The organism is Micromonospora sp. SL4-19 (genome assembly GCF_047921475.1).
Classification (GTDB): domain Bacteria; phylum Actinomycetota; class Actinomycetes; order Mycobacteriales; family Micromonosporaceae; genus Micromonospora.
The window spans coordinates 1-20,769 of record NZ_JBLROB010000023.1 but is presented as its reverse complement, the minus strand read 5'-3'; the positions used below and the strand labels follow the sequence as shown (position 1 = coordinate 20,769).

The 20,769-nt window shown below is 72.4% G+C and carries 17 protein-coding genes; 10 read left to right on the top strand and 7 right to left on the bottom strand.

What is annotated here, in order from left to right; genetic code table 11:
* Positions 1 to 134 precede the first annotated feature (134 nt).
* Positions 135 to 2,120, bottom strand: a complete 1,986-nt coding sequence (locus ACNAVT_RS23070; RefSeq protein ID WP_416299235.1) for a TIGR03960 family B12-binding radical SAM protein — start codon at positions 2,118 to 2,120, stop codon at positions 135 to 137.
* A gap of 201 nt (positions 2,121 to 2,321) precedes the next feature.
* Between ACNAVT_RS23070 and ACNAVT_RS23065 the strand changes: the two genes are divergently transcribed.
* Positions 2,322 to 3,938 carry a hypothetical protein gene (locus tag ACNAVT_RS23065; RefSeq protein ID WP_416299234.1) on the top strand — a complete coding sequence of 539 codons (1,617 nt, stop codon included), beginning with the start codon at positions 2,322 to 2,324 and terminating at the stop codon, positions 3,936 to 3,938.
* 113 nt (positions 3,939 to 4,051) lie between these two features.
* Positions 4,052 to 5,521: a cryptochrome/photolyase family protein gene (locus ACNAVT_RS23060; protein ID WP_416299233.1), complete on the top strand. Its 1,470-nt coding sequence runs from the start codon at positions 4,052 to 4,054 to the stop codon at positions 5,519 to 5,521.
* Positions 5,522 to 5,525: 4 nt separating this feature from the next.
* On the opposite strand, the gene ACNAVT_RS23055 is transcribed toward ACNAVT_RS23060, so the two are convergent.
* Positions 5,526 to 6,215 carry a lysophospholipid acyltransferase family protein gene (locus ACNAVT_RS23055; RefSeq protein WP_416299232.1) on the bottom strand — a complete coding sequence of 230 codons (690 nt, stop codon included), beginning with the start codon at positions 6,213 to 6,215 and terminating at the stop codon, positions 5,526 to 5,528.
* Positions 6,216 to 6,376: 161 nt separating this feature from the next.
* Positions 6,377 to 9,523 carry an isoleucine--tRNA ligase gene (gene ileS / locus ACNAVT_RS23050; protein WP_416299231.1) on the bottom strand — a complete coding sequence of 1,049 codons (3,147 nt, stop codon included), beginning with the start codon at positions 9,521 to 9,523 and terminating at the stop codon, positions 6,377 to 6,379.
* A gap of 333 nt (positions 9,524 to 9,856) precedes the next feature.
* Between ileS and ACNAVT_RS23045 the strand changes: the two genes are divergently transcribed.
* The 6 genes from ACNAVT_RS23045 (at position 9,857) to ACNAVT_RS23020 (ending at position 13,602) form a co-directional block, all read left to right on the top strand.
* A complete protein-coding gene (locus tag ACNAVT_RS23045) occupies positions 9,857 to 10,000 on the top strand; it encodes a hypothetical protein (protein ID WP_416299230.1) in 144 nt (47 codons plus the stop codon).
* A gap of 170 nt (positions 10,001 to 10,170) precedes the next feature.
* Positions 10,171 to 10,386 carry a helix-turn-helix domain-containing protein gene (locus ACNAVT_RS23040; RefSeq protein WP_416299229.1) on the top strand — a complete coding sequence of 72 codons (216 nt, stop codon included), beginning with the start codon at positions 10,171 to 10,173 and terminating at the stop codon, positions 10,384 to 10,386.
* A gap of 60 nt (positions 10,387 to 10,446) precedes the next feature.
* The gene (locus ACNAVT_RS23035; protein ID WP_416299228.1) at positions 10,447 to 11,457 is read left to right on the top strand and encodes an ABC transporter ATP-binding protein; all 1,011 of its coding nucleotides are present in this window, start codon (positions 10,447 to 10,449) and stop codon (positions 11,455 to 11,457) included.
* The gene (locus tag ACNAVT_RS23030; protein ID WP_416299227.1) at positions 11,454 to 12,224 is read left to right on the top strand and encodes an ABC transporter permease; all 771 of its coding nucleotides are present in this window, start codon (positions 11,454 to 11,456) and stop codon (positions 12,222 to 12,224) included. Before ACNAVT_RS23035 ends, ACNAVT_RS23030 begins: the two co-directional genes overlap by 4 nt.
* A gap of 10 nt (positions 12,225 to 12,234) precedes the next feature.
* A complete protein-coding gene (locus ACNAVT_RS23025; protein ID WP_416299226.1) occupies positions 12,235 to 13,023 on the top strand; it encodes an ABC transporter permease in 789 nt (262 codons plus the stop codon).
* 138 nt (positions 13,024 to 13,161) lie between these two features.
* Entirely contained in the window at positions 13,162 to 13,602 is a 441-nt protein-coding gene (locus ACNAVT_RS23020) for a carboxymuconolactone decarboxylase family protein (protein WP_416299225.1), read from the top strand.
* 67 nt (positions 13,603 to 13,669) lie between these two features.
* Here ACNAVT_RS23020 and ndk read toward each other — a convergent pair whose 3' ends face one another.
* On the bottom strand, positions 13,670 to 14,095 hold the full coding sequence (ndk, locus tag ACNAVT_RS23015) for a nucleoside-diphosphate kinase (protein ID WP_416299224.1): 426 nt from the start codon (positions 14,093 to 14,095) through the stop codon (positions 13,670 to 13,672).
* A 143-nt stretch (positions 14,096 to 14,238) separates the two neighbouring features.
* Here ndk and ACNAVT_RS23010 point away from each other — a divergent pair, with 143 nt between their 5' ends.
* Positions 14,239 to 15,480: a VOC family protein gene (locus tag ACNAVT_RS23010; protein ID WP_416299223.1), complete on the top strand. Its 1,242-nt coding sequence runs from the start codon at positions 14,239 to 14,241 to the stop codon at positions 15,478 to 15,480.
* A 24-nt stretch (positions 15,481 to 15,504) separates the two neighbouring features.
* Here ACNAVT_RS23010 and ACNAVT_RS23005 read toward each other — a convergent pair whose 3' ends face one another.
* From ACNAVT_RS23005 to ACNAVT_RS22995, 3 genes are read right to left on the bottom strand one after another with little or no spacing between them, the layout of a single operon-like run.
* The gene (locus ACNAVT_RS23005) at positions 15,505 to 15,969 is read right to left on the bottom strand and encodes a DUF4233 domain-containing protein (RefSeq protein ID WP_416299222.1); all 465 of its coding nucleotides are present in this window, start codon (positions 15,967 to 15,969) and stop codon (positions 15,505 to 15,507) included.
* Positions 15,966 to 17,300, bottom strand: coding sequence for a bifunctional folylpolyglutamate synthase/dihydrofolate synthase (locus ACNAVT_RS23000; protein WP_416299221.1), 1,335 nt, complete (start codon positions 17,298 to 17,300; stop codon positions 15,966 to 15,968). Before ACNAVT_RS23000 ends, ACNAVT_RS23005 begins: the two co-directional genes overlap by 4 nt.
* Positions 17,297 to 19,915, bottom strand: coding sequence for a valine--tRNA ligase (locus ACNAVT_RS22995; RefSeq protein WP_416299220.1), 2,619 nt, complete (start codon positions 19,913 to 19,915; stop codon positions 17,297 to 17,299). The genes ACNAVT_RS23000 and ACNAVT_RS22995 overlap by 4 nt, the downstream gene beginning before the upstream one ends.
* 70 nt (positions 19,916 to 19,985) lie before the next feature.
* Here ACNAVT_RS22995 and ACNAVT_RS22990 point away from each other — a divergent pair, with 70 nt between their 5' ends.
* On the top strand, positions 19,986 to 20,663 hold the full coding sequence (locus ACNAVT_RS22990; RefSeq protein WP_416299219.1) for a hypothetical protein: 678 nt from the start codon (positions 19,986 to 19,988) through the stop codon (positions 20,661 to 20,663).
* Positions 20,664 to 20,769: the final 106 nt, after the last annotated feature.

Genomic DNA, 20,769 nt, shown 5'->3' with positions numbered 1-20,769 from the left:
GAAGCGTATCGAGTAACGGCCAGTCGAGGCACCCCCACCCCACGTCACGGGAACGCCGACGGGACCACCGGACCCGGAAACGACTGAGCGCGGGAGCCCGCTGGGGCTCCCGCGCTCGGCGGTCGTCGATGGCGCTACTGCTGGGCGCCGGTGGGCAGCTTCAGGCCGTTGACCGGGGTCAACGGCAACAGCTTCCTGCCGGTCGGCCCGATCTGGATCTCGGTGTCCATGGCCGGGCAGACGCCGCAGTCGAAGCACGGGGTCCAGCGGCAGTCGTCCTGCTCGTACTCGGACATGGCGTCCTGCCAGTCCTGCCAGAGCCAGTCCTTGTCCAGGCCGGAGTCGAGGTGGTCCCAGGGCAGGACCTCCAGCTCGTCGCGCTCCCGGGTGGTGTACCAGTCGAGGTCCACCCCGAAGGCCGGCAGCGCCTCGGCGGCGGCGTCCACCCAGCGCTGGTACGAGAAGTGCTCGCTCCAGCCGTCGAACCGGCCGCCGTTCTCCCAGACCTTGCGGATCACCGCGCCGACCCGGCGGTCACCCCGGGACAGCAGGCCCTCGATCAGCGACGGCTCGCCGTCGTGGTAGCGGAAGCCGATCGCCCGACCGAGCGAGCGGTCGGCGTTGATCGCCTGCTTGAGCAGCTTGAGCCGACCGTCGATGACCTCCGGCCGCTCCATCGCCGCCCACTGGAACGGGGTGTGCGGCTTCGGCACGAACCCACCGATGGAGACCGTGCAGCGGATGTCCCGGGAGCCGGTCGCCTCCCGGCCGGCCTTGATGACCTCGTGGGCCATCCGGGCGATCTGCAGCACGTCCTCGTCGGTCTCCGTGGGCAGGCCGCACATGAAGTAGAGCTTCACCTGCCGCCAGCCGTTCGTGTACGCGGTGACCACGGTGCGGATGAGGTCCTCCTCCGACACCATCTTGTTGATCACCTTGCGGATCCGCTCCGACCCGCCCTCGGGGGCGAAGGTCAGGCCGGTACGCCGACCGTTGCGGGACAGCTCCTGCGCCAGGTCGATGTTGAACGCGTCCACCCGGGTCGACGGCAGCGAGAGCGAGACGTTGGTGCCCTCGTACTGCTGGGCCAGGCCGGAGCACATGTCGCCGATCTCGGAGTGGTCCGCCGACGACAGCGACAGCAGGCCCACCTCGTGGAAGCCGGAGAACTCGAGCCCCTGCTGCACCATCTGCCCGACGGTGGTGATCGAACGCTCCCGCACCGGGCGGGTGATCATGCCGGCCTGGCAGAACCGGCAGCCGCGGGTGCAACCCCGGAAGATCTCCACCGCGTACCGCTCGTGGACCGTCTCGGCGAGCGGGACCAGGGGCTTCTTCGGGTACGGCCAGGCGTCCAGGTCCATGGTGGTGCGCTTGTGCACCCGGAACGGCACGTCGGGGCGGTTGGGCACCACCCGCTGGATCCGGCCGTCAGGCAGGTAGTCCACGTCGTAGAAGCGCGGCACGTAGACGCTCTCGGTGCGGGCCAGCCGCAGCAGCAGCTCGTCCCGCCCGCCCGGGCAGCCCTCGGCCTTCCAGTCCCGGACGATCGCGGTGATCTCCAGCACCGCCTCCTCGCCGTCACCGAGCACGGCGGCGTCGACGAAGTCGGCGATCGGCTCCGGGTTGAACGCGGCGTGCCCGCCGGCCACGACCACCGGGTCTGCGTCGGTGCGATCGGCCGCGAGCAGCGGGATGCCGGCCAGGTCGATCGCGGTGAGCAGGTTGGTGTAGCCCAGCTCGGTGGAGAAGGAGACGCCGAACACGTCGAAGTCGCGCACCGAGCGGTGCGCGTCGACGGTGAACTGTGGCACGCCGTGGGCGCGCATCAGCTTCTCCAGGTCCGGCCAGACCGCGTACGTCCGCTCGGCGAGCACGTCGGGCAGCTCGTTGAGCACCTCGTAGAGGATCTGCACGCCCTGGTTGGGCAGGCCCACCTCGTACGCGTCGGGATACATCAGCGCCCACCGGACGGTCGCGGTGTCCCAGTCCTTGACCACCGCGCCCAGCTCACCACCGACGTACTGGATGGGCTTGGTCACCTGGGGCAGCAGCGGCTCCAGCCGGGGCCAGACGGAATTGGCCGCGACGGGGCGCGGCGTCGTGGACGGGGCACTCATGATGCCCAAGGGTACGCGGTGCTCCGCCGCCCACCACGCCGCACCGCAGCAGCGCACCGGCTCACCTGGATCTTGGACACCGTCCTGCGGGTTCGGCCGACCGCTGCCCGAGATCGCGGAATCGACGGCCCGGCGAGCGGATTCGTCGGTGCTGGCCCGCCGGTACTAACCTCGCAACCGGCGCGAGAGGAGAAAGCCGCGATGCCGGAGCCGCAGCCGGGCACGGACCGGCCGGCCGACGGGAGCACCCCGGTCACGGACCGGGATCCGGGCACCGACGAGCCGACCCGCGCCCCCGTACCTCCGCCGACCGCACCGCCCACCGGCAGGGACGCCCCGGACCAGCCGGATGGGCCGCCGGCCACCGGCGGGCCGGCGCCTGCCGACCGGCCCGCGGACACCGCGGGCATCACCACCGCGCAGGTGCCGCCCCCCTCGACGAGGGCCGCCGAGCACGACGCGGACGCGGAGGGCGAAACCGTCACCGAGCACAACGCGAGGGCCGAGGGCGATGCCGCAGAGGGCGACGCCGCCGGGAACGACGACCGGGCCGAGGAGCAGGCGGCCCCCGAGAGCGACTCCGCCACCGCCCGACGTGACGACCGGGCCGAGGAGCACGCGGACGCCGAGACGGATGCCGCCGCAGCGGCGCCCGCGGACCGGTCACCCGCCGAACTGCCGGTAGCCCCGGCGCGCGGCTCCGCCCCCGTCCGACCGACCGGGTCGTCCGCCGTACCGGACCGCCCGACCGGGTCGCCCACGAGCCGCCCCGACCCGACCCGGGTGGAGCCGGTTGGCGAGCCGCCCGCGCCCCGGTGGAGCGGGTCCGCGCCGGTCCCACCCCCGCCACCGCGCAAGCGCTCCTGGGGCGCGTCCGCCGACCCGACCCCGGTGCCGCCGGTGGACTCACCGGAGCACCTGGTTCCGGTCGACCCGTGGGAGGGCGTGGACACCACCGGCTGGGACCTGCACTCTGCCGACTTCTCGGCGCTGCCGCCGACGCTCTCCTATCCCACGCCGCCGCACACGCCGCCCTACCCGGCGCCGCCGGTCACCCCGCGAGCACCGGTCGCCCCGTCAACGCCGGCCGCCGCGGCGCCGCCGGTCGCCGGCCGGCCGGTGTCGCCGTCGCCCGCGCCGGTGTCGCCACGCCGGCCGGCCCTGCCCGCCCCGGCACCGCTGCCCCGGCCGGTTCGCCCGCCGAAGCAGCGCCGCCGCCCGCCCACACCGCCGGTCGCCGCGCCGCCCGGGTGGCGGCCGCCCAAGGGGTACGTGGCGGTGCCGGTCCGCCGGCGGCGCCGCTGGCCCTGGATGCTGCTGCTCACCGTCGCCTGTTGCTGCGGCGTACCGCTCTGGTGGGCGCAACCGCTCCGCACCCAGTACCCGGCCAGCGCGGCCCTGCCGGATCAGGTCTACGGACTGCGACTGCAGCAGGACGAGCGCAGCCAGGCCGAGGCCGAGGAGCTGAAGAACGAGGCGCGCTATCTGCTCGCCGAGGACACTTTCGCGGGGATCTACACCACGAACGACGGCAAGCGGGTGACCCTCTTCGGCAGCACCGGATTCCGGCTGAGCCCGGAGTCGGACGCCGACGCCGAGATCGCCCGCCTCAGGGACCAGTACGGGCTGGACGCCGCCGAACCGGTGGAGACCGGGGTCCGGGGCCGGTACGAGCGCTGCGCGGTCGGCCGGGCGGGCGGCGAAGCGGTGGTGGTGTGCACCTCGGTCGACCACGGCAGCCTGGCCACCGGCGTCTTCACCCGGCTCTCCGTGGACGACAGCGCCCGCCTACTGAAGACCTGCGCCAGCAGGTGGTGACCGCGGACCAGCCGTAACGTCCCATCCGCCGCAAGATATCGAATAGGTAGCGATTTGCGCTCCACTCGCCCTAGGTCGGACAATCCGGCGAAAATCGGGGCGACAATCACGGCATGTGGCGGCGTTGGCTTTTCGCCGATCAGCTGGGGCCGCACTTCCTCGACGACCGGAAGCAGCCGGTCCTGCTGATCGAGTCGAAGGCGGTCTTCCGGCGGCGGGTGTATCACCGGCAGAAGGCCCACCTGGTCCTCTCCGCGCTACGACACCGGGCCGCCGAGCTGGGCGACCAGGCGATCTACCTGCGTGCCGAGACGTACGGGCAGGCGTTGCGGAAAGTCCACGAACCGCTGGAGGTCTGCCACCCGACCTCGCGCCGGGCGCTGGAGTTCGTCCGCGGCCTCGACCGGGTGATCGTGCTGCCGGCTCGGGGTTTTGTCACCAGCCTGGCCGACTTCGCCGACTGGGCCGACGGCCGCCGGGGGGCGCTGCGGATGGAGGCGTTCTACCGGTTCGCCCGGGAGCACCACGGGGTGCTCATGCAGGGCGACGGCCCGGTGGGCGGCCGGTGGAGCTTCGACACCGAAAATCGGGAGCCGCCGCCGAAGGGCGGCAGGCTGGACGTGCCGGCCGCGCCGATGCCCACTGAGGACGACATCGACGCGGAGGTCCGGGCCGACCTCGACCGCTGGGAGCGGGAGGGGATCCGGTTCGTCGGGCGGGACGGGCCGCGTCGCTTTCCGGCCACCGCCAAGGAGGCCCGGGCCCGGCTGCGGCACTTCCTCCGGCACCGGCTCGCCGCGTACGGCCCGTACGAGGACGTGATGCTCTCCACCGACCCGTGGCTGGCGCACAGCATGCTGTCGTCCTCGTTCAACCTGGGTCTGCTGGACCCGATCGAGGCGGTCCGGGGCGCCGAGCGGGCCTACCGGAAGGAGGGTGCCCCGCTGACCGGCGTGGAGAGCTTCGTCCGGCAGATCATGGGCTGGCGGGACTACAGCTGGCACACCTACTGGTACTTCCAGCCCGGCCGGCGCGACAGCAACGAGTTGGGCGCACGGCGGTCGTTGCCGGACTGGTGGCAGGACCTGGACGCGGACGCGGTCGACGCGCACTGCCTCGCCGACGTGCTCGCCGGCGTCCGCGACCGGGGCTGGGTGCACCACGTCCCCCGGTTGGCGGTGCTCGGCAACTACGCCCTGCAGCGCGGCTGGCGCCCGTCGGAGCTGGTCGAGTGGTTCCACACCCGCTTCGTGGACGGCCACGAGTGGGCGACGACCGGCAACGTGATCGGCATGAGCCAGTACGCCGACCTGGGCCGGACGACCACCAGGCCGTACGTCTGCGGGGGCGCGTACCTCCACCGGATGAGCGACTACTGCGGCGGCTGCCGGTACGACCCGCGCACGCGGCTCGGCGACGACGCCTGCCCGTTCACCGCCGGCTACTGGGCGTTCCTGTGCACCAACCGCCCCCGGATCCCGGCCAACGGCCGGATGGCCCGAGCCATGAAGCAGCTGGAACGCCTCGACGACCTGGACGCCGTGGTCGCCCAGGAGAAGCTGCGCGGCAGCGACCCGCCGTGACGGCTCAGGCGGCCGGGTCGGTGGTGGGCTCGCTGCGCTTGGGGGCGTAGCGCGGCACGTACTCCTGGCCGGTCAGCTTCTGGATCTCGGCCATCAGCTCGTCGGTCATCTCGCGCAGCGACGTGCGGTCGTCGGACCGGCCGGTGAAGTCCAGTGGCTTGCCGAACCGGATGCCGATCTCGGCCCGGCCGGGCCGGGGCACCCGCGTCCCGATGGGCTGCGCCTTGTCGGTGCCGGTCACCCCGACCGGGATGATCGGCACGCCGGCCGCCACCGCCAGCCGGGCGGCTCCGGTGCGACCGCGGTAGAGCCGCCCGTCCGGGGAGCGGGTGCCCTCCGGGTAGACGGCGACCAGGTCGCCACCCTTGAGCACCGGGATGGCGGCGTCGAACGCCGTCAGCGCCGCCCGGCCGCCGGCCCGCTCCACCGGGATGGCACCCAGCCCGGTGAGTACGAATTTGGAGAACGCGCCCTTCAGGCCGGTGCCCGTGAAGTACTCCGACTTGGCCCAGAAGGCCAGGTGCCGCGGCACCACCGTGCCGAGGAGCAGCTCGTCGGCGACGGAGAGGTGGTTGCCCGCGAAGATCGCCCCACCGGTCGCCGGGATGTGCTCCAGCCCCTCCACGGTTGGACGGAAGGCCAACCGGATCGTGGGCGCCACGGCGAGCTTGCCGATGGTGTAGAGCAGGGGCACGGGTCCTCCGGCGGTCGTGCAGGTACGGGCGGTGTCACGTTAGCCGACGCCGTCACGCCGGCCCGAACGGGTGGCTACGGCACCCGCTCCGTGAGCCATGGACGGTCAGGGAGGGTCCCCTCCTGTATCCCCATAACTTAGAGGGGACCCTTCCTTTCACCTCATACCCGGCGGACCGTCACCGTCACGCGTTCGCCATCGCCGACCTCGCCGGGGAAGCCCTCGACGCCCTCGACGAAGTCGATGCTCTCGGCGAGCACCTCCCGGGCCACGAAGTCGAGGTGCGCGGCCACCGCCGCACGCACCTCCTCCGAGGCCGAGACCGACACCACGATCCGGTCCGAGACGTCCAGGTCGGCGTCCCGGCGGGCCTGCTGCACGACCCGGACCACGTCGCGGGCCAGCCCCTCGGCGGCCAACTCCGGGGTGACCCGGGTGTCCAGCACGACCACGCCCTCACCACCGGGCAGCGGCGCGGAGTGCTCGGCGTCGGCGGCGACCAGGCGCAACTCGTACTCGCCCTCGGCGAGGGTGACCCCGGCGGCGACCGGGGCGCCGCCGACCAGCTCCCACTCCCCCGCCTTGACCGCCTTGATCACCTGCTGGACCGCCTTGCCGACCCGGGGCCCGAGCGCCCGCGGGACCACGGTCAACACCTGCTGGCAGTATGCGGACACCTCGTCGGTGACCTCCACCGCCTTCACGTTGACCTCGTCGGCGACCAGATCGGCGAAGGGACGGAGCTGGGCCGCCACCGGCGAGGCCACGGTCAGCTTCGGCAGCGGCAGCCGCACCCGCAGCCCCTTGGCCTTGCGCAGCGACAGTGCCGCCGAGGCGACCCCCCGGACGGCGTCCATCGCGGCCACCAGGTCGTGGTCGGCCGGGAACTCGTCCGCCGACGGCCAGTCCGTCAGGTGCACCGACCGCTCGCCGGTGAGGCCGCGCCAGATCTCCTCCGCGGTCAGCGGCGCCAGCGGCGCCACCACCCGGCAGAGCGTCTCCAGCACCGTCCAGAGGGTGTCGAACGCGTCGGCGTCCCCGGACCAGAACCGGTCCCGCGAGCGGCGCACGTACCAGTTGGTCAGCGCGTCCAGGTAGGCCCGGACGGTGGCGCAGGCGCCGGAGATGTCGTACGTCTCCATCTGGCCCTGGACCGTCGACACCAGCTCGTTCGTCTTCGCCAGCACGTACCGGTCGAGGAGATCCGTCGAATCGGTCCGGCGACGGGCGGTGTACCCGTCGGCGTTGGCGTAGAGCGAGAAGAAGTACCAGACGTTCCACAGCGGCAGCAGCACCTGGCGCACCGCGTCCCGGATGCCCGCCTCGGAGACCGACATGTCGCCGCCGCGCAGCACCGGCGAGGACATCAGCATCCAGCGCATCGCGTCCGACCCGTACGAGTCGAAGACGTGGTACACGTCCGGGTAGTTGCTCAGGCTCTTGGACATCTTGCGTCCGTCCGAGCCGAGCAGGATGCCGTGACTGAGGCAGTTGCGGAACGCCGGCCGGTCGAACAGCGCGGTGGCCAGCACGTGCATGGTGTAGAACCAGCCGCGGGTCTGTCCGATGTACTCGACGATGAAGTCGCCCGGGTAGTGGTGCTCGAACCACTCACGGTTCTCGAACGGATAGTGCACCTGGGCGAACGGCATCGAGCCGGACTCGAACCAGCAGTCCAGCACCTCCGGCACCCGGCGCATCATCGACTTCCCCGTCGGGTCGTCCGGGTTGGGCCGCACCAGCTCGTCCACCGCCGGCCGGTGCAGGTCGGTCAGGCGTACGCCGAAGTCCCGCTCGAGGTCGGCCAGCGAGCCGTACACGTCGACGCGCGGGTAGTTCGGGTCGTCCGACTTCCACACCGGGATCGGCGAGCCCCAGAACCGGTTCCGGCTGATCGACCAGTCGCGGGCGTTGGCCAGCCACTTGCCGAACGAGCCGTCCTTGATGTGTCCCGGGGTCCAGTTGATCTGCTGGTTCAGCTCGACCATCCGGTCCTTGAACTGGGTCACCGCCACGAACCAGGACGACACCGCCTTGTAGACCAGCGGGGTGTCGCAGCGCCAGCAGTGCGGGTACGAGTGGGTGTAGGTGTCCTGCCGGAGCACCACCCCCCGCTCCTTCAGCTCCCGGATCACCGGCTTGTTCACGTCGAAGACCTGCTCGCCCTGGTAGGGCGGGACCAGCGCGGTGAACCGGGTGTGGTCGTCCACGGTCACCACGGTCGGGATGCCGGCCGCGAGGCAGACGTTCTGGTCGTCCTCACCGAAGGCCGGGGCCAGGTGGACGATCCCGGTGCCGTCCTCGGTGGTGACGAAGTCCGCGCCGAGCACCTGGTAGGCGTTCTCGCCGGCCTGCTCGACCAGGAAGTCGTAGAGCGGCGTGTAGCGGCGCCCGACCAGGTCGCCGCCGCGCACCGTGCCGACCTGCTCGTACCCCTCCAGCTCCTTGGCGTACGCGCCGAGCCGTGCGGCACCCACCACGTAGCGGTCACCCTCGCGCTCCAGCACCGCGTATTCGATGTCGGGGCCGACGGCGAGCGCCAGGTTGGACGGCAGGGTCCACGGCGTGGTGGTCCAGACGCCCAGCTTGACGGGACCGCGCACGAGCTCGGGCGCGTTCTCGTCGGGGGCCAGCCCGAACCAGACCGTCAGGGTCGGGTCGTGCCGGTCCTTGTAGACGTCGTCCATCCGGGTCTCGGTGTTCGACAGCGGCGTCTCGCACCGCCAGCAGTACGCCAGCACCCGGAAGCCCTCGTAGACCAGACCCTTGTCGTGCAGGCTCTTGAAGGCCCACATGACGCTTTCCATGTAGTCCAGGTCGAGGGTCTTGTAGTCGTTGGCGAAGTCGACCCAGCGGGCCTGCCGGGTGACGTACCGCTCCCAGTCCTGGGTGAACTCCAGCACCGAGGCGCGGCACGCCTCGTTGAACCGGGCCACGCCCAGGTCGAGGATCTCCGCCTTGCTGGTGATGCCGAGCTGCTTCTCGGCCACCACCTCGGCCGGCAGGCCGTGGCAGTCCCAGCCGAAGCGCCGCTCCACCCGGCGGCCGCGCATGGTCTGGTAGCGCGGCACCACGTCCTTGACGTATCCGGTGAAGAGGTGGCCGTAGTGCGGCAGGCCGTTGGCGAACGGCGGGCCGTCGTAGAAGACGTACTCGTTCTTGCCGTCCTCCCCGGCGGGGCGAGCCTCGACGGAGGCCTCGAAGGTCTTGTCGGCCGTCCAGTGCTCCAGGACCCGGCGCTCCACCGCGGGCAGGTCCGGGCTCGCCGGGACACCGGCGGCGGTCGGGTCGTGCAACGGATAGGCCATCGGGGGTCGCTCTCCTCAGCAGCTCACTGTCGTGTGGGTCTGCGAGGACGAACCCTTTCCGGTACGCCGTCCGGCGTGCCCGGGCAAGGCCCGCGGTACCACCCCGCTTGGCGGTCAAGGTGCGACCGCCCGCTCGTTGGCCGGCTGTGACGGGCCGGTCCCGTCCGGTTCTACTGGGCCGGTCGCCCGGCTGTTCTTCCGGAGGCTCACCGGTGATGGCCGGGTCGTCGCCTGTGTGCCGTCAAGCGTACTCGACCGGCCGGGCGCTCCGCCCCCGAGTATCGGCCCGGCTCGACCCGGTCACCGCCGTCGCCCCCCGGCTACGCTGCCGTGGTGATCCGGATCGAGTTGGACGAGCCCACCCTGACCCGTACCCGGATCGCCACCAGCCCGCTCTGGGAGGCCAAGTGCAGCCTCTACCTGCTTGAGCGATACCGGGACGAGGCACCCTGGCCGTACACCAGCTGGGCCCGCTGATCTTCTCCCGAGGCGCGCTGACCCATTCCACCGACCATCCCGAGGTCATCGCGGTCTCCTACCAGCCCCGGGGCGCGGTCCTGCTGGCGGACCGGCCCACCGGCGACGCCGCGCCGGCGAGCCCGGGCGCCGACCGGCTCGCGGTCCTCGTCGGGCGCGGCCGGGCCCAGGTGCTGCGGGCGCTGGCCCGCCCGGCGACCACCGCCGGCCTCGCCGCCACCCTCGGGCTCGCTCCGAGCACGGTCTCCGAGCACCTCGGCGCGTTGCTCACCGCCGGGGTGGTGCACCGCCGTCGGGTCGGCCGGCGGGTGCTGTACGGCCTGGAACCAGCCGGCTCGGCCCTGGTCACCCTGATCGGCGAGACCCCGGGCGCCGCGTCGGCCTGAGGATTCGGCGGACACCGAATTCGTTTCCCCGCCCCCGACCGGCTCAATAGATTGCCCGCCATGAGCGAGTACGCGATCGAGGCGACCGGGCTACGCCGCACCTACCGCAGCCGAACGGGATGGTTACGACCCCAGCGCCGGGAGGTCGAAGCGGTCCGCGGCGTCGACCTGACGGTCGGCAACGGGGAGCTGTTCGGCCTGCTCGGACCGAACGGCGCGGGTAAGACCACCACCATCAAGCTGCTGAACACGCTGCTCATCCCGACCGCCGGCACCGCGCGGATCTGCGGCCACGACGTGGTCGCCGAGACCCGGGAGGTACGCCGGCGGATCGGGTACGTCTTCGGCGGCGACCGGGGCCTGTACGACCGGCTCTCCGCCCTGGACAACCTGCGCTACTTCGCCGAGCTGTACGGCGTACCGGGGCGGGAGCAGAAGCGGCGGATCGCCGAGCTGCTGGAGCTGGTCCGCCTCGACGGCCGGGAGAACGAGCGGGTGGAGGGCTACTCCCGGGGCATGCGGCAGCGGCTGCACATCGCTCGTGGCCTGCTGCACCGGCCGCAGGTGCTCTTCCTCGACGAGCCGTCGATCGGGGTCGACCCGGTGGCCGCCCGGGAGCTGCGGCAGACCGTCGCCGACCTGGCGGCCACCGGCACCACGGTGCTGCTCACCACCCACTACATGGCCGAGGCGGACGAGCTCTGCGACCGGATCGCGGTGATCGCCAACGGCGCCATCCAGGCCCTCGGCACCCCGGCCGAGCTGCGGCACCACGCCGACGGCCGGCAGGTGCTGGAGGTCGAGGCGTACGGGGTGGCCGACGCCCAGCTCGCCGCGATCCACGCCCTGCCCGGGGTGCGGGAGTCGAGCGTGACCGTCGCCGGGGCGGCGCAGGTGCTGACCGTGCAGTCCGACGCGGGGGTGGACGTCCAGGCGGACGTGCTGCGCGAGCTGGACGGGGTCCGGCTGGGCCGGGTCAACGCCCGGCAGCCCACCCTGGAGGACGCCTACGTGGCGATCGTCAACCGGGTCGCCACGCCGTCCCGACTGGTCGAGGCGGTGCCGGCGTGAACCTGCTGCGCATGATCGGGGTGGGCCTGCTGCTGCACACCAAGCAGCTCAGCCGCTCCTCGTTCGAGATCGCCACCGCGTTGATCGTGCCGGTGGTGCAGGCGACCCTCGCCGTCTACCTGTTCCGCGCCGGGGGCGAGCCGGGCCGGCTGCTGGAGGCCGCCGTCGGCGCCGGGCTGATGGGCGTCTGGTCGTCGGTGCTGTTCGGCTCCGGCGGCGCGATCCAGCGGCAACGTTGGCAGGGCACGCTGGAGATGATCATGCTGGCGCCGCGCCCGCCCGCGCTGATGATCCTGCCGATCACCCTGGCCACCGCGGTCACCGGCACGTACGCCATGCTCGCCACCCTGCTCTGGGGCCGGCTGCTCTACGGCATCCCGCTGGAGTTCGCCCACCCGCTGCTCTTCCTGGTCGCGGTCCCCGGCTGCATCCTCGGGCTGGGCATGTTCGGTCTGCTGCTCGCCTCCACCTTCGTCCTGCTCCGCAACGCCAACGCGCTGACCAACACGCTGGAGTACCCGATCTGGCTGGTCTCCGGGATGCTGGTGCCGCTCACCGTGCTGCCCGGCTGGACCGGCCCGATCGCCGCCGTGCTGCCCACCACCTGGGGCGCCCGGGCGGTGCAGGAGGCGGCCAGCGGCGGCCCGGTCTGGCCTTCGCTCGGCGTCTGCCTGGCGATCAGCCTCGGCTGCCTGGCCGTCGGCGCGCTGATGATGACCTATGTCGAGCGACGGGCCCGCGCCGCGGCGACCCTCGCACTGGTTTGAGGGGGCGACGATGACGGGACTTTTCCGGCTGATCGGCACCGGCGGCGTGATCGCCTACCGGGCCCTGTTCAACTGGACCACCCCATCGATGTTCATCGGCTCGCTACTCGTCGGGCCGATCTTCCAGCTGCTCTTCTTCGCCTACCTGGGGCGCCAGCTCGGGGTCGCCGACGACCGCTTCTACATCGTCGGCAACGCGGTGCTCGCCGCCTCGCTCTCCTGCGTCTTCGGCGGCACCATGGCCGTCGCCAACGAGCGGCGCTTCGGCACCCTCGGGCACGTGCTGCTCTCGCCACGCAGCCGCACCGCGGTCTTCCTCGGCCGGGTCCTCCCGTACGCCGGGAACGGCCTGCTCATCGCGGTGACCACGCTGACCGTCGGCTCGCTCCTGCTCGGCCTGCGGATGCCCCTCGGTGCCCTGCCGGCCCTGCTGGTGACCCTGGCGGTGGCCTCGCTGGCCTGTGGTTTCTTCGGCCTCACCCTGGGCGCGCTGGGGCTGCGGTTCCGCGACGTCTGGGTGGTCTCCAACGTCTCGGTGGCGCTGCTGCTCCTGCTCACCGGGGTCAACGTCCCCGCCGCCGGGCTGCCCGGCTGGATGCGGGCGGTCGGCGAGGCGCTGCCGATCACCCACGCAGCCCGGGCCGCCCGCCAACTGGTGGCCGGCGAGGGCTTCGGCGCGGCCGCACCGGCGCTCGCCGCCGAGGCCGCCGTCGGATTCGGGTACGCGCTGCTGGCCGCGCTCCTGCTCAAGCTCTTCGAGGCCGAATCCCGCCGCCGCGCCTCCCTCGACACCCTGTGACGCCCTCCCTTCGGGCGGGTGGGTGGGTGACCACTCGTCGACGACGCCGGACATGACCACCGTCACAGGCGTCACCTGTCACGTCAGGTGCCCACCGGTCCGTCAGGTCCGCGTACCGACAACACGAGGGAGGCGGCGATGAGCCGGATCAACTTGGCGGCGGTGGCGCCGGAGGCGTACCAGGCGGTGCTCGGGCTGGAGAAGTACGTCCGGCAGAACCTGGACCACACGGTGCTGGAGCTGGTGAAGCTGCGGGCGTCGATGCTCAACGGCTGCGCGTTCTGCGTCGACATGCACAGCCGGGAGGCGCTCGCGGCCGGCGAGTCCAGCCGGCGGCTGTTCGCGGTGGCCGCCTGGCGGGAGGCGCCCTTCTTCGACGAGCGGGAGCGGACCGCGCTGGCGCTGACCGACGCGGTCACCCGGCTCGGCGAGCACGGCGTGCCGGACGAGGTGTGGGACGCGGCGGCGAAGGTCTGGTCGGAGCGGGAACTGGCCGACCTGCTCGTCGCGATCGCCACGATCAACGTGTGGAACCGGATCGCGGTGACCACCCGGACCGAGCCGCCGGCGCAGGCGTGACCTCTGCCGCGGCGACGCAGGCGCCGGCCCCGGCCCTACACGCGGACCGGGGCCGGCGGCGAGGACGTCAGCCCAGCTCGGGGAACCAGAGGGCGATCTCCCGCTTGGCGCTGTCCACCGAGTCGGAGGCGTGCACCAGGTTCTCCCGGTTGGACAGGGACAAGTCGCCCCGGATGGTGCCGGCGGCGGCCTTGCGGCCGTCGGTGCTGCCGATCATCCCGCGCACCACCTCGATCACCTGGTCGCCGCCGAGCACCAGGGCCACCAGCGGGCCGCCGGTCATGAACACCTTCAGCGGCGGGTAGAACGGCTTGTCCACGTGTTCGGCGTAGTGCTGGTCGGCGAAGTCGCCGTCCATGGTCCGGGACACCAGCGCGTCGATCCGCAGGCCCTTGCGCTCGAACCGGCCAAGGATCTCACCCACCAGACCACGGCGGACCGCGTCGGGCTTGATCAGTACGAGCGTGCGCTCGTCCGGGCTGCTGCTGGACACGCTGGTTCCTCCTGTGCGCGCAAGGGGATCGGGCTGGGTACGGTCAGCGTAGCGACCCGGCCCCGGCGCCGACGCGGCGGCTGCGCCTTCCCCCGGTCGCCGGTCCGGCCTAGCCTGGCCCTTAGACCCCCGGGAGGTCCACTGTGGCGAATGGCGGGAACCGACCCATCGCGCCGGTCCGCAAGCTGATCGCCGCGGTGCTGGGCACCGTGGCGACGTTCATCGTGCTGTTCGGGCTGGGCATGACGAGCTGGGCGATCGTGGCGCTCGGCGGCGCGCTGCTCGTGTTGGCTATCGCCCTGGCCACGGTCCGCGGCGGCGGGCGTACCTGGGTCGTCGGGCTGGGCCACGTGCACAGCGCCTCCGAGCCACCCACCCAGTACGCCTTCGGCCGCTGTGAACTCCAGCTCGTGATCGACGCGCCCGGGCTGCCGCCCCGATCCAAGAAGATCATCGAGCCGCGGGTCCCGGTCGCCAAGTGGCCGTCCCTCGGCCAGGCCCTGCCCGTCCGGGTCGCCCTCGACGACCAGCGGCACGTCCGGGTCCTCTGGGACGAGGTGCCCACCCACGCCGAGACCGCCGCCGCGCTCGCCGACCTCCCGCCCGAGTACGCCGATCCTGATCCCGTCGACGAGGTGCTGATCGCGCAGGAGGCGCCGCCGTGGGCGGACCGCGCCCCGGAGGACGACTTCCGCGACGACTTCCCGCCCGTGCCGGACCCGCTCCTCGACGACCTCACCGTGCTGCCGGACGAGCGCAAGCCGGTGGTGATGCACCAGCGTCCTGGCGGCCCGGTGGTGCTGGAGGGCCAGGTCGTCGAGCCGGCGAGCGCCGGCCCGCTCCCCCGCCGAGCCACCCCGGCACCGCGCCCGCCCGCCGACGAGCAGTTCGATCCGCTCGACCCCATCGACCTCCCGCTGGACGAGCCGGCCGCCGAGGCACCGCCCACCCCGGAGGAGCTGGACGAGGCGATCTTCGGGCCGGCCGGAGACGAGCCGGCCGAGATGGCCAACCCGATCAGCGGCGTCGGGTTCACCCTGCTCGTCGCCGACCTGGGCAGGTCCCTCGACTTCTACCGGGAGCTCGGCTTCGCGGAGCTCGACCGGGGCGCCGGCAACGCCGTCCTCGGCTCCGGGGCGACCCGGCTGGTGCTGCGCCAGGTGACCGGGGCCGCCCCGATCAGCCGCCGGCTGGTCCACGTCAACCTTGAGGTCGACGACATCCACGCGGCGTACGAGCGGCTGCGCGGGTCCGGCGTTCGCTTCACGTACGCCCCCCGGGTGGTGAACCGGGGCAGCAAGCTGGAGGTGTGGGCGGCGGCCTTCCGGGACCCGGACGGGCACGGTGTCGCCCTCACTCAGTGGCGCACCCTCGCCGACGCCTGACAGCCTCGCGTCGGCGGGCACCGCTCAGCCGAGGATGACCCGCCGGACGTGCAGGGCGTACGCCCAGACCAGGGCGAACATGACGCCCAGCGCGAACAGGGACCAGTGCAGCAGCCCGGAGAGCAGCAGGAGCCCCTGGACCACGGTCCCGGCGTGCCAGGCCCACGGCCGTCCCATCCGGCCGGCGAGCACCACGCAGGCCACCGCCAGCGTCACGATCGCCGCGATGGCGACGCCGCCGAGGTGCCCGCCGACCAACCGGATCGGCTGGATGGCCAGCAGCAGCACCAACGCCTCGAGCGCCAGCGTCCCGGCGCCGAGCCCGCGGACGGCCTTCTCCGGGTTACGCAGCCCCGACCGCCGCTGCTCCGCCGGCCCACCAGCCTCGGTCCGGACCCCGTCGACGGGCGCCGGAGCACCCGACGACGGCGCGGCACCCCCGTCCGGCCGGTTCTCGGCGCCGGGGCGCTCCTCCACCGGCCCGCTCATCGCTTGAGCAGCCGTCGGGCGTCGGCCACGGTCACCACCGATCCTGTGATCAGCACACCGACCCCGGCCAGCTCGCCCGGTACGTCGGACTCGGCCTCGGCGACGGCCGCCTCGATGGCGTCCGGCATCTCCTCGGCGACCTGCACCCGGTCCGACCCGAAGATCTCCCTGGCCAGCGCGGCCAGCTCGTCAGCGGGCATCGCCCGGGGCGAGCTGTTCCCGGTGACCACGATCGAGTCGAGCACCGGCTCCAACAGCTCCAGCAGGCTGGCCGCGTCCTTGTCGCCGAGCACGGCCAGCACCCCGACCAGCTTGCTGAACGCGAACTCCTCCTGCAACGCGGTGACCGTGGCGGTCATCCCGTGCGGGTTGTGCGCGCCGTCGAGCAGGATCGTCGGGGCGTTGCGCACCTTCTCCAGCCGCCCCGGCGAGGTGGCCGCGGCGAAGCCCTCCCGGACCGCCTCGACGTCGAGCTGCCGGCGCGCCCCCGCACCGAGGAACGCCTCGACCGCGGCGAGCGCCACGGCCGCGTTCTGCGCCTGGTGGGCGCCGTGCAGCGGGATGAAGATCTCCTCGTACACCCCGCCGAGGCCCTGGATGGTGAGCACCTGGCCGCCGACGGCGACCGCCCGGCGCAGCACGCCGAACTCGGAGCCCTCCCGGGCGACGGTCGCGCCGACCTCGGCGCACCGCTCCAGGATCGGCCGGGCGGCCTCCTCCTCCTGCGCCGCCGCGATCACCGTGGCGCCCTTGTGGATGATGCCCGCCTTGTGCAGCGCGATGTCCTCGATGGTGTCGCCGAGCCACTCGGTGTGGTCCAGCCCGATCGGGGTGATCACCGCGACCCCGGCCTGGATCACGTTGGTCGCGTCCTCGGCGCCGCCGAGCCCCACCTCCACCACCGCGACGTCGACCGGCGCGTCGGCGAACGTGGCGAACGCCAGCGCGGTGGTCATGTCGAAGTACGTCAGCGGCTCGGCGGAGCGCTGGTCGACCAGCTCGGCCAGCGGCGCCACCTCCTGGTACATGGCGACGAAGCGCTCCTCGCTGACCGGCTCCCCGTCCAGGCTGATCCGCTCCCGGACGGTCTCCAGGTGCGGGCTGGTGTAGCGGCCGGTGTGCAGCCCGAAGGCCCGCAGCAGCGAGTCGATCATCCGGGCCGTCGAGGTCTTGCCGTTCGTGCCCGTCAGATGGATCGACGGGTACGCGCGCTGCGGGCTGCCGAGCAGGTCGAGCAGGGTCTCGATCCGGTCCAGCTCGAAGTGCATGCGGGTGAAGCCGCGCTCGGCGAGCGCGGCGTCCACCGCGGCGAATTCGGTGCGGTCGGTCACGAGGGCAGCGCCTCCAGTGCGGCGTCGATCCGGACCAGGTCCGTCTCGGCCACCGCGAGCCGCTCCCGGATCTTGGCGACCACGTGCTCGGGCGCCTTGCCGACGAACGCCGGGTTGTCCAGCTTCGCCCGCGCCTGCGCGGCCTCCTTCTCGGCGGCCGCCCGGTCCTTGCTGAGCCGGGCCCGTTCGGCGGCCACGTCGATCGAGCCCCGGGTGTCCAGCGCCACGCTGACCTCGCCCGGCATGGCGAGGGTGGCACTGGCCTGGAAGTCGTCGCCGGGCGCGTCGAGACGGACGAGCGACCGGATCAGCGGCTCGTGCGCGCCGATGCCCGCGGGCCCGAGGCCGTCGAGCCGGGCCGTGACCCGCTGCGTCGGCCGCAGCCCCTGGTCCGAGCGGAACCGCCGGATCTCGGTCACCACCCGCTGCAGGGTGCCGACCTCGCCCTCCGCGGCGTCGTCGACGAGGGTACGGTCGGACGCCGGCCAGGCGGCGGTCATCACACTCTCCCCGCCGGTCAGCGCGGTCCACAGTTCGTCGGTGACGAACGGGATGACCGGGTGCAGCAGCCGCAGCAGCTGGTCCAGCACGTGCCCGAGCACCTGGCGGGTGGCCTCGGCCGCCGGCCCGCCCTCGGCGAGCACCGGCTTGCTCAGCTCCACGTACCAGTCGCAGACGTCGTCCCAGGCGAAGTGGTACAGCAGGTCGCAGACCTTGGCGAACTCGTACGCCTCGAACTGCTCGTCCACCTCGGCGGTGACCTGCGCCAGCCGGGACAGGATCCACCGGTCGACGGTCGACAGCGTGCCGGCCTCGGGCAGCGGCCCGTCGGTGTGCGCGCCGTTCATCAGGGCGAACCGGGTGGCGTTCCAGAGCTTGTTGCAGAAGTTCCGGGAGCCCTGGCACCACTCCTCGCTGACCGGCACGTCCTGGCCGGGGTTGGCGCCGCGGGCCAGGGTGAACCGCGTGGCGTCGGCGCCGAACCGGTCGATCCAGTCCAGCGGGTCGACCACGTTGCCGAACGACTTCGACATCTTCTTGCCGTGCTCGTCGCGGACCATGCCGTGCAGGGCGACCACGTCGAACGGCTGCCGGCCGTCCATCGCGTACAGGCCGAACATCATCATCCGGGCGACCCAGAAGAAGAGGATGTCGTACCCGGTGACCAGCACGCTGGTCGGATAGAACTTCGCCAGGTCCGGGGTCTGCTCCGGCCAGCCGAGCGTGGAGAACGGCCACAGGCCGCTGGAGAACCAGGTGTCCAGCACGTCCTCGTCCTGCCGCCAGCCCTCGCCGGTCGGTGGCTCCTCGTCGGGGCCGACACAGACGATCTCGCCGTCCGGGCCGTACCAGACGGGGATGCGGTGGCCCCACCAGAGCTGCCGGGAGATGCACCAGTCGTGCATGTTGTCGACCCAGGCGAAGTAGCGCTTGGCCAGCTCGGCCGGCTCGATCTTCACCCGACCGTCGCGGACCGCGTCGCCGGCGGCCTTGGCCAGCGGGGCGGTGTTGACGAACCACTGCAGCGACAGCCGCGGCTCGACTGTGGTCTTGCACCGCGAGCAGTGCCCCACGGCGTGCACGTACGGCCGCTTCTCGGCGACGATCAGCCCCTGCTCGCGCAGCGCGGCGACGATGGCCGGGCGGGCCTCGTACCGGTCCAGGCCCTCGAACGGGCCGGGCGCGGTGATGATGCCCCGCTCGTCCATGATCGTCAGGGACGGCAGGTCGTGCCGCTGGCCGATCTCGAAGTCGTTCGGGTCGTGCGCCGGCGTCACCTTGACCATGCCCGTGCCGAAGCTCGGGTCGACGTGCTCGTCGGCGACGATCGGGATCCGCCGGTCGGTGAGCGGGACGGCCACCTCGGTGCCGATCAGGTGCTGGTAGCGCTCGTCGTCCGGGTGCACCGCGACCGCGGTGTCGCCGAGCATCGTCTCCGCCCGGGTGGTGGCCACCACGACCTCGTCGCCGTAGCGGATCGAGACCAGCTCACCCTCGTCGTCGGTGTGCTCCACCTCGATGTCCGACAGCGCGGTGAGGCAACGCGGGCACCAGTTGATGATCCGGTTCGCCCGGTAGATCAGCCCGTCGTCGAAGAGCTTCTTGAACATGGTCTGGACGGCCCGGGACAGCCCCTCGTCCATGGTGAAGCGCTCGCGGTCCCAGTCGACGGCGTCGCCGAGGCGCCGCATCTGGCCGAGGATCGCGCCGCCGGACTCCGCCTTCCACTGCCAGACCCGCTCGACGAACTTCTCCCGACCCAGGTCGTGGCGGGACAGCCCCTCGCCGGCGAGCTGCCGCTCGACCAGGTTCTGGGTGGCGATGCCGGCGTGGTCCATGCCGGGCAGCCAGAGCGCCTCATAGCCCTGCATCCGCTTGCGCCGGTTCAACGCGTCCATCAGGGTGTGCTCGAAGGCGTGCCCCATGTGCAGCGAGCCGGTGACGTTCGGCGGCGGGATGACGATCGTGAAGGGGGGCTTGTCGCTCCCCGCCGACGCCCGGAAGTGGCCGGCGGCTACCCACTGCTCGTACCGTCGCTGCTCTACCTCGCCCGGCTGGTACTGGCCGGCGAGGGTCGGGGCGTCGGGGCGTCGGGCATCCAGTCTCTCGGTCACCTGAGAAAGTCTACGGAGGGCTTCCGGAGACCTCACGTGCGCCACCTCCTGTTCGCGTACGGTGGCGGACATGTCCGACGCGCACCTCACCGAGCGCCCGCTCGACGACGAGCCCGAGCCGGTCGACCTGACCGACGAGCCGATCCAGCTGAGCCGCCGTGACCCGGCACTGGAGCCCGAGCGGCGCCCGGTCTCGCGCCGGCGACGGATCGCCCTGGCCGCCACGCTGGTCGTCGGGTTGGCCGGGCTGGGGGCGCTCGGCGCCGCCGGCTGGCGGGTGTGGGCGCAGAAGGACGCGCACCTGAACCCGCCGGTGCAGATCGCCGGGCTGACCCGCGACGACAGCGACCGGGCCCGGAACACCGCCGACTACCTTCGCGACGGCTTCGCGGCCGACATCGACCTGGACGGAAGCTTCGGCGCCGTCTACAGCGACCCGGCGGACGCGAGGCGGTCCGTTCTGATGTTCGGCGGCACCACCCTGCTCTGGCAGCCCGAGCGGGACCTGGACACTCTCTTCGGCCTGATGGCCGACGAGACCGGCAAGGTGGCCGGCCTGCACAAGGTGAACGCCGGCAGCCTGGGCGGCGTGATGAAGTGCGGTACGACCAGCGGCGACGGCGGTGACTTCGCGGTCTGTGGCTGGGCAGACCACGGCAGCGTGGTGATGGCAATGTTCGCGGGGCGCTCGGTGGACGACTCCGCCGCGCTGTTCCGTCAGCTCCGCGAGGGCATCCAGAGTCGCTGACCTGTTCCGGTTCGCGGGCACCCTTGTTGGCGGTGCCCGCAGGCCGCAGGACGACCCGCGGAAAGGGGTCCTGAAACGCAGTCAGGGTCACCCCGAAGGGTGACCC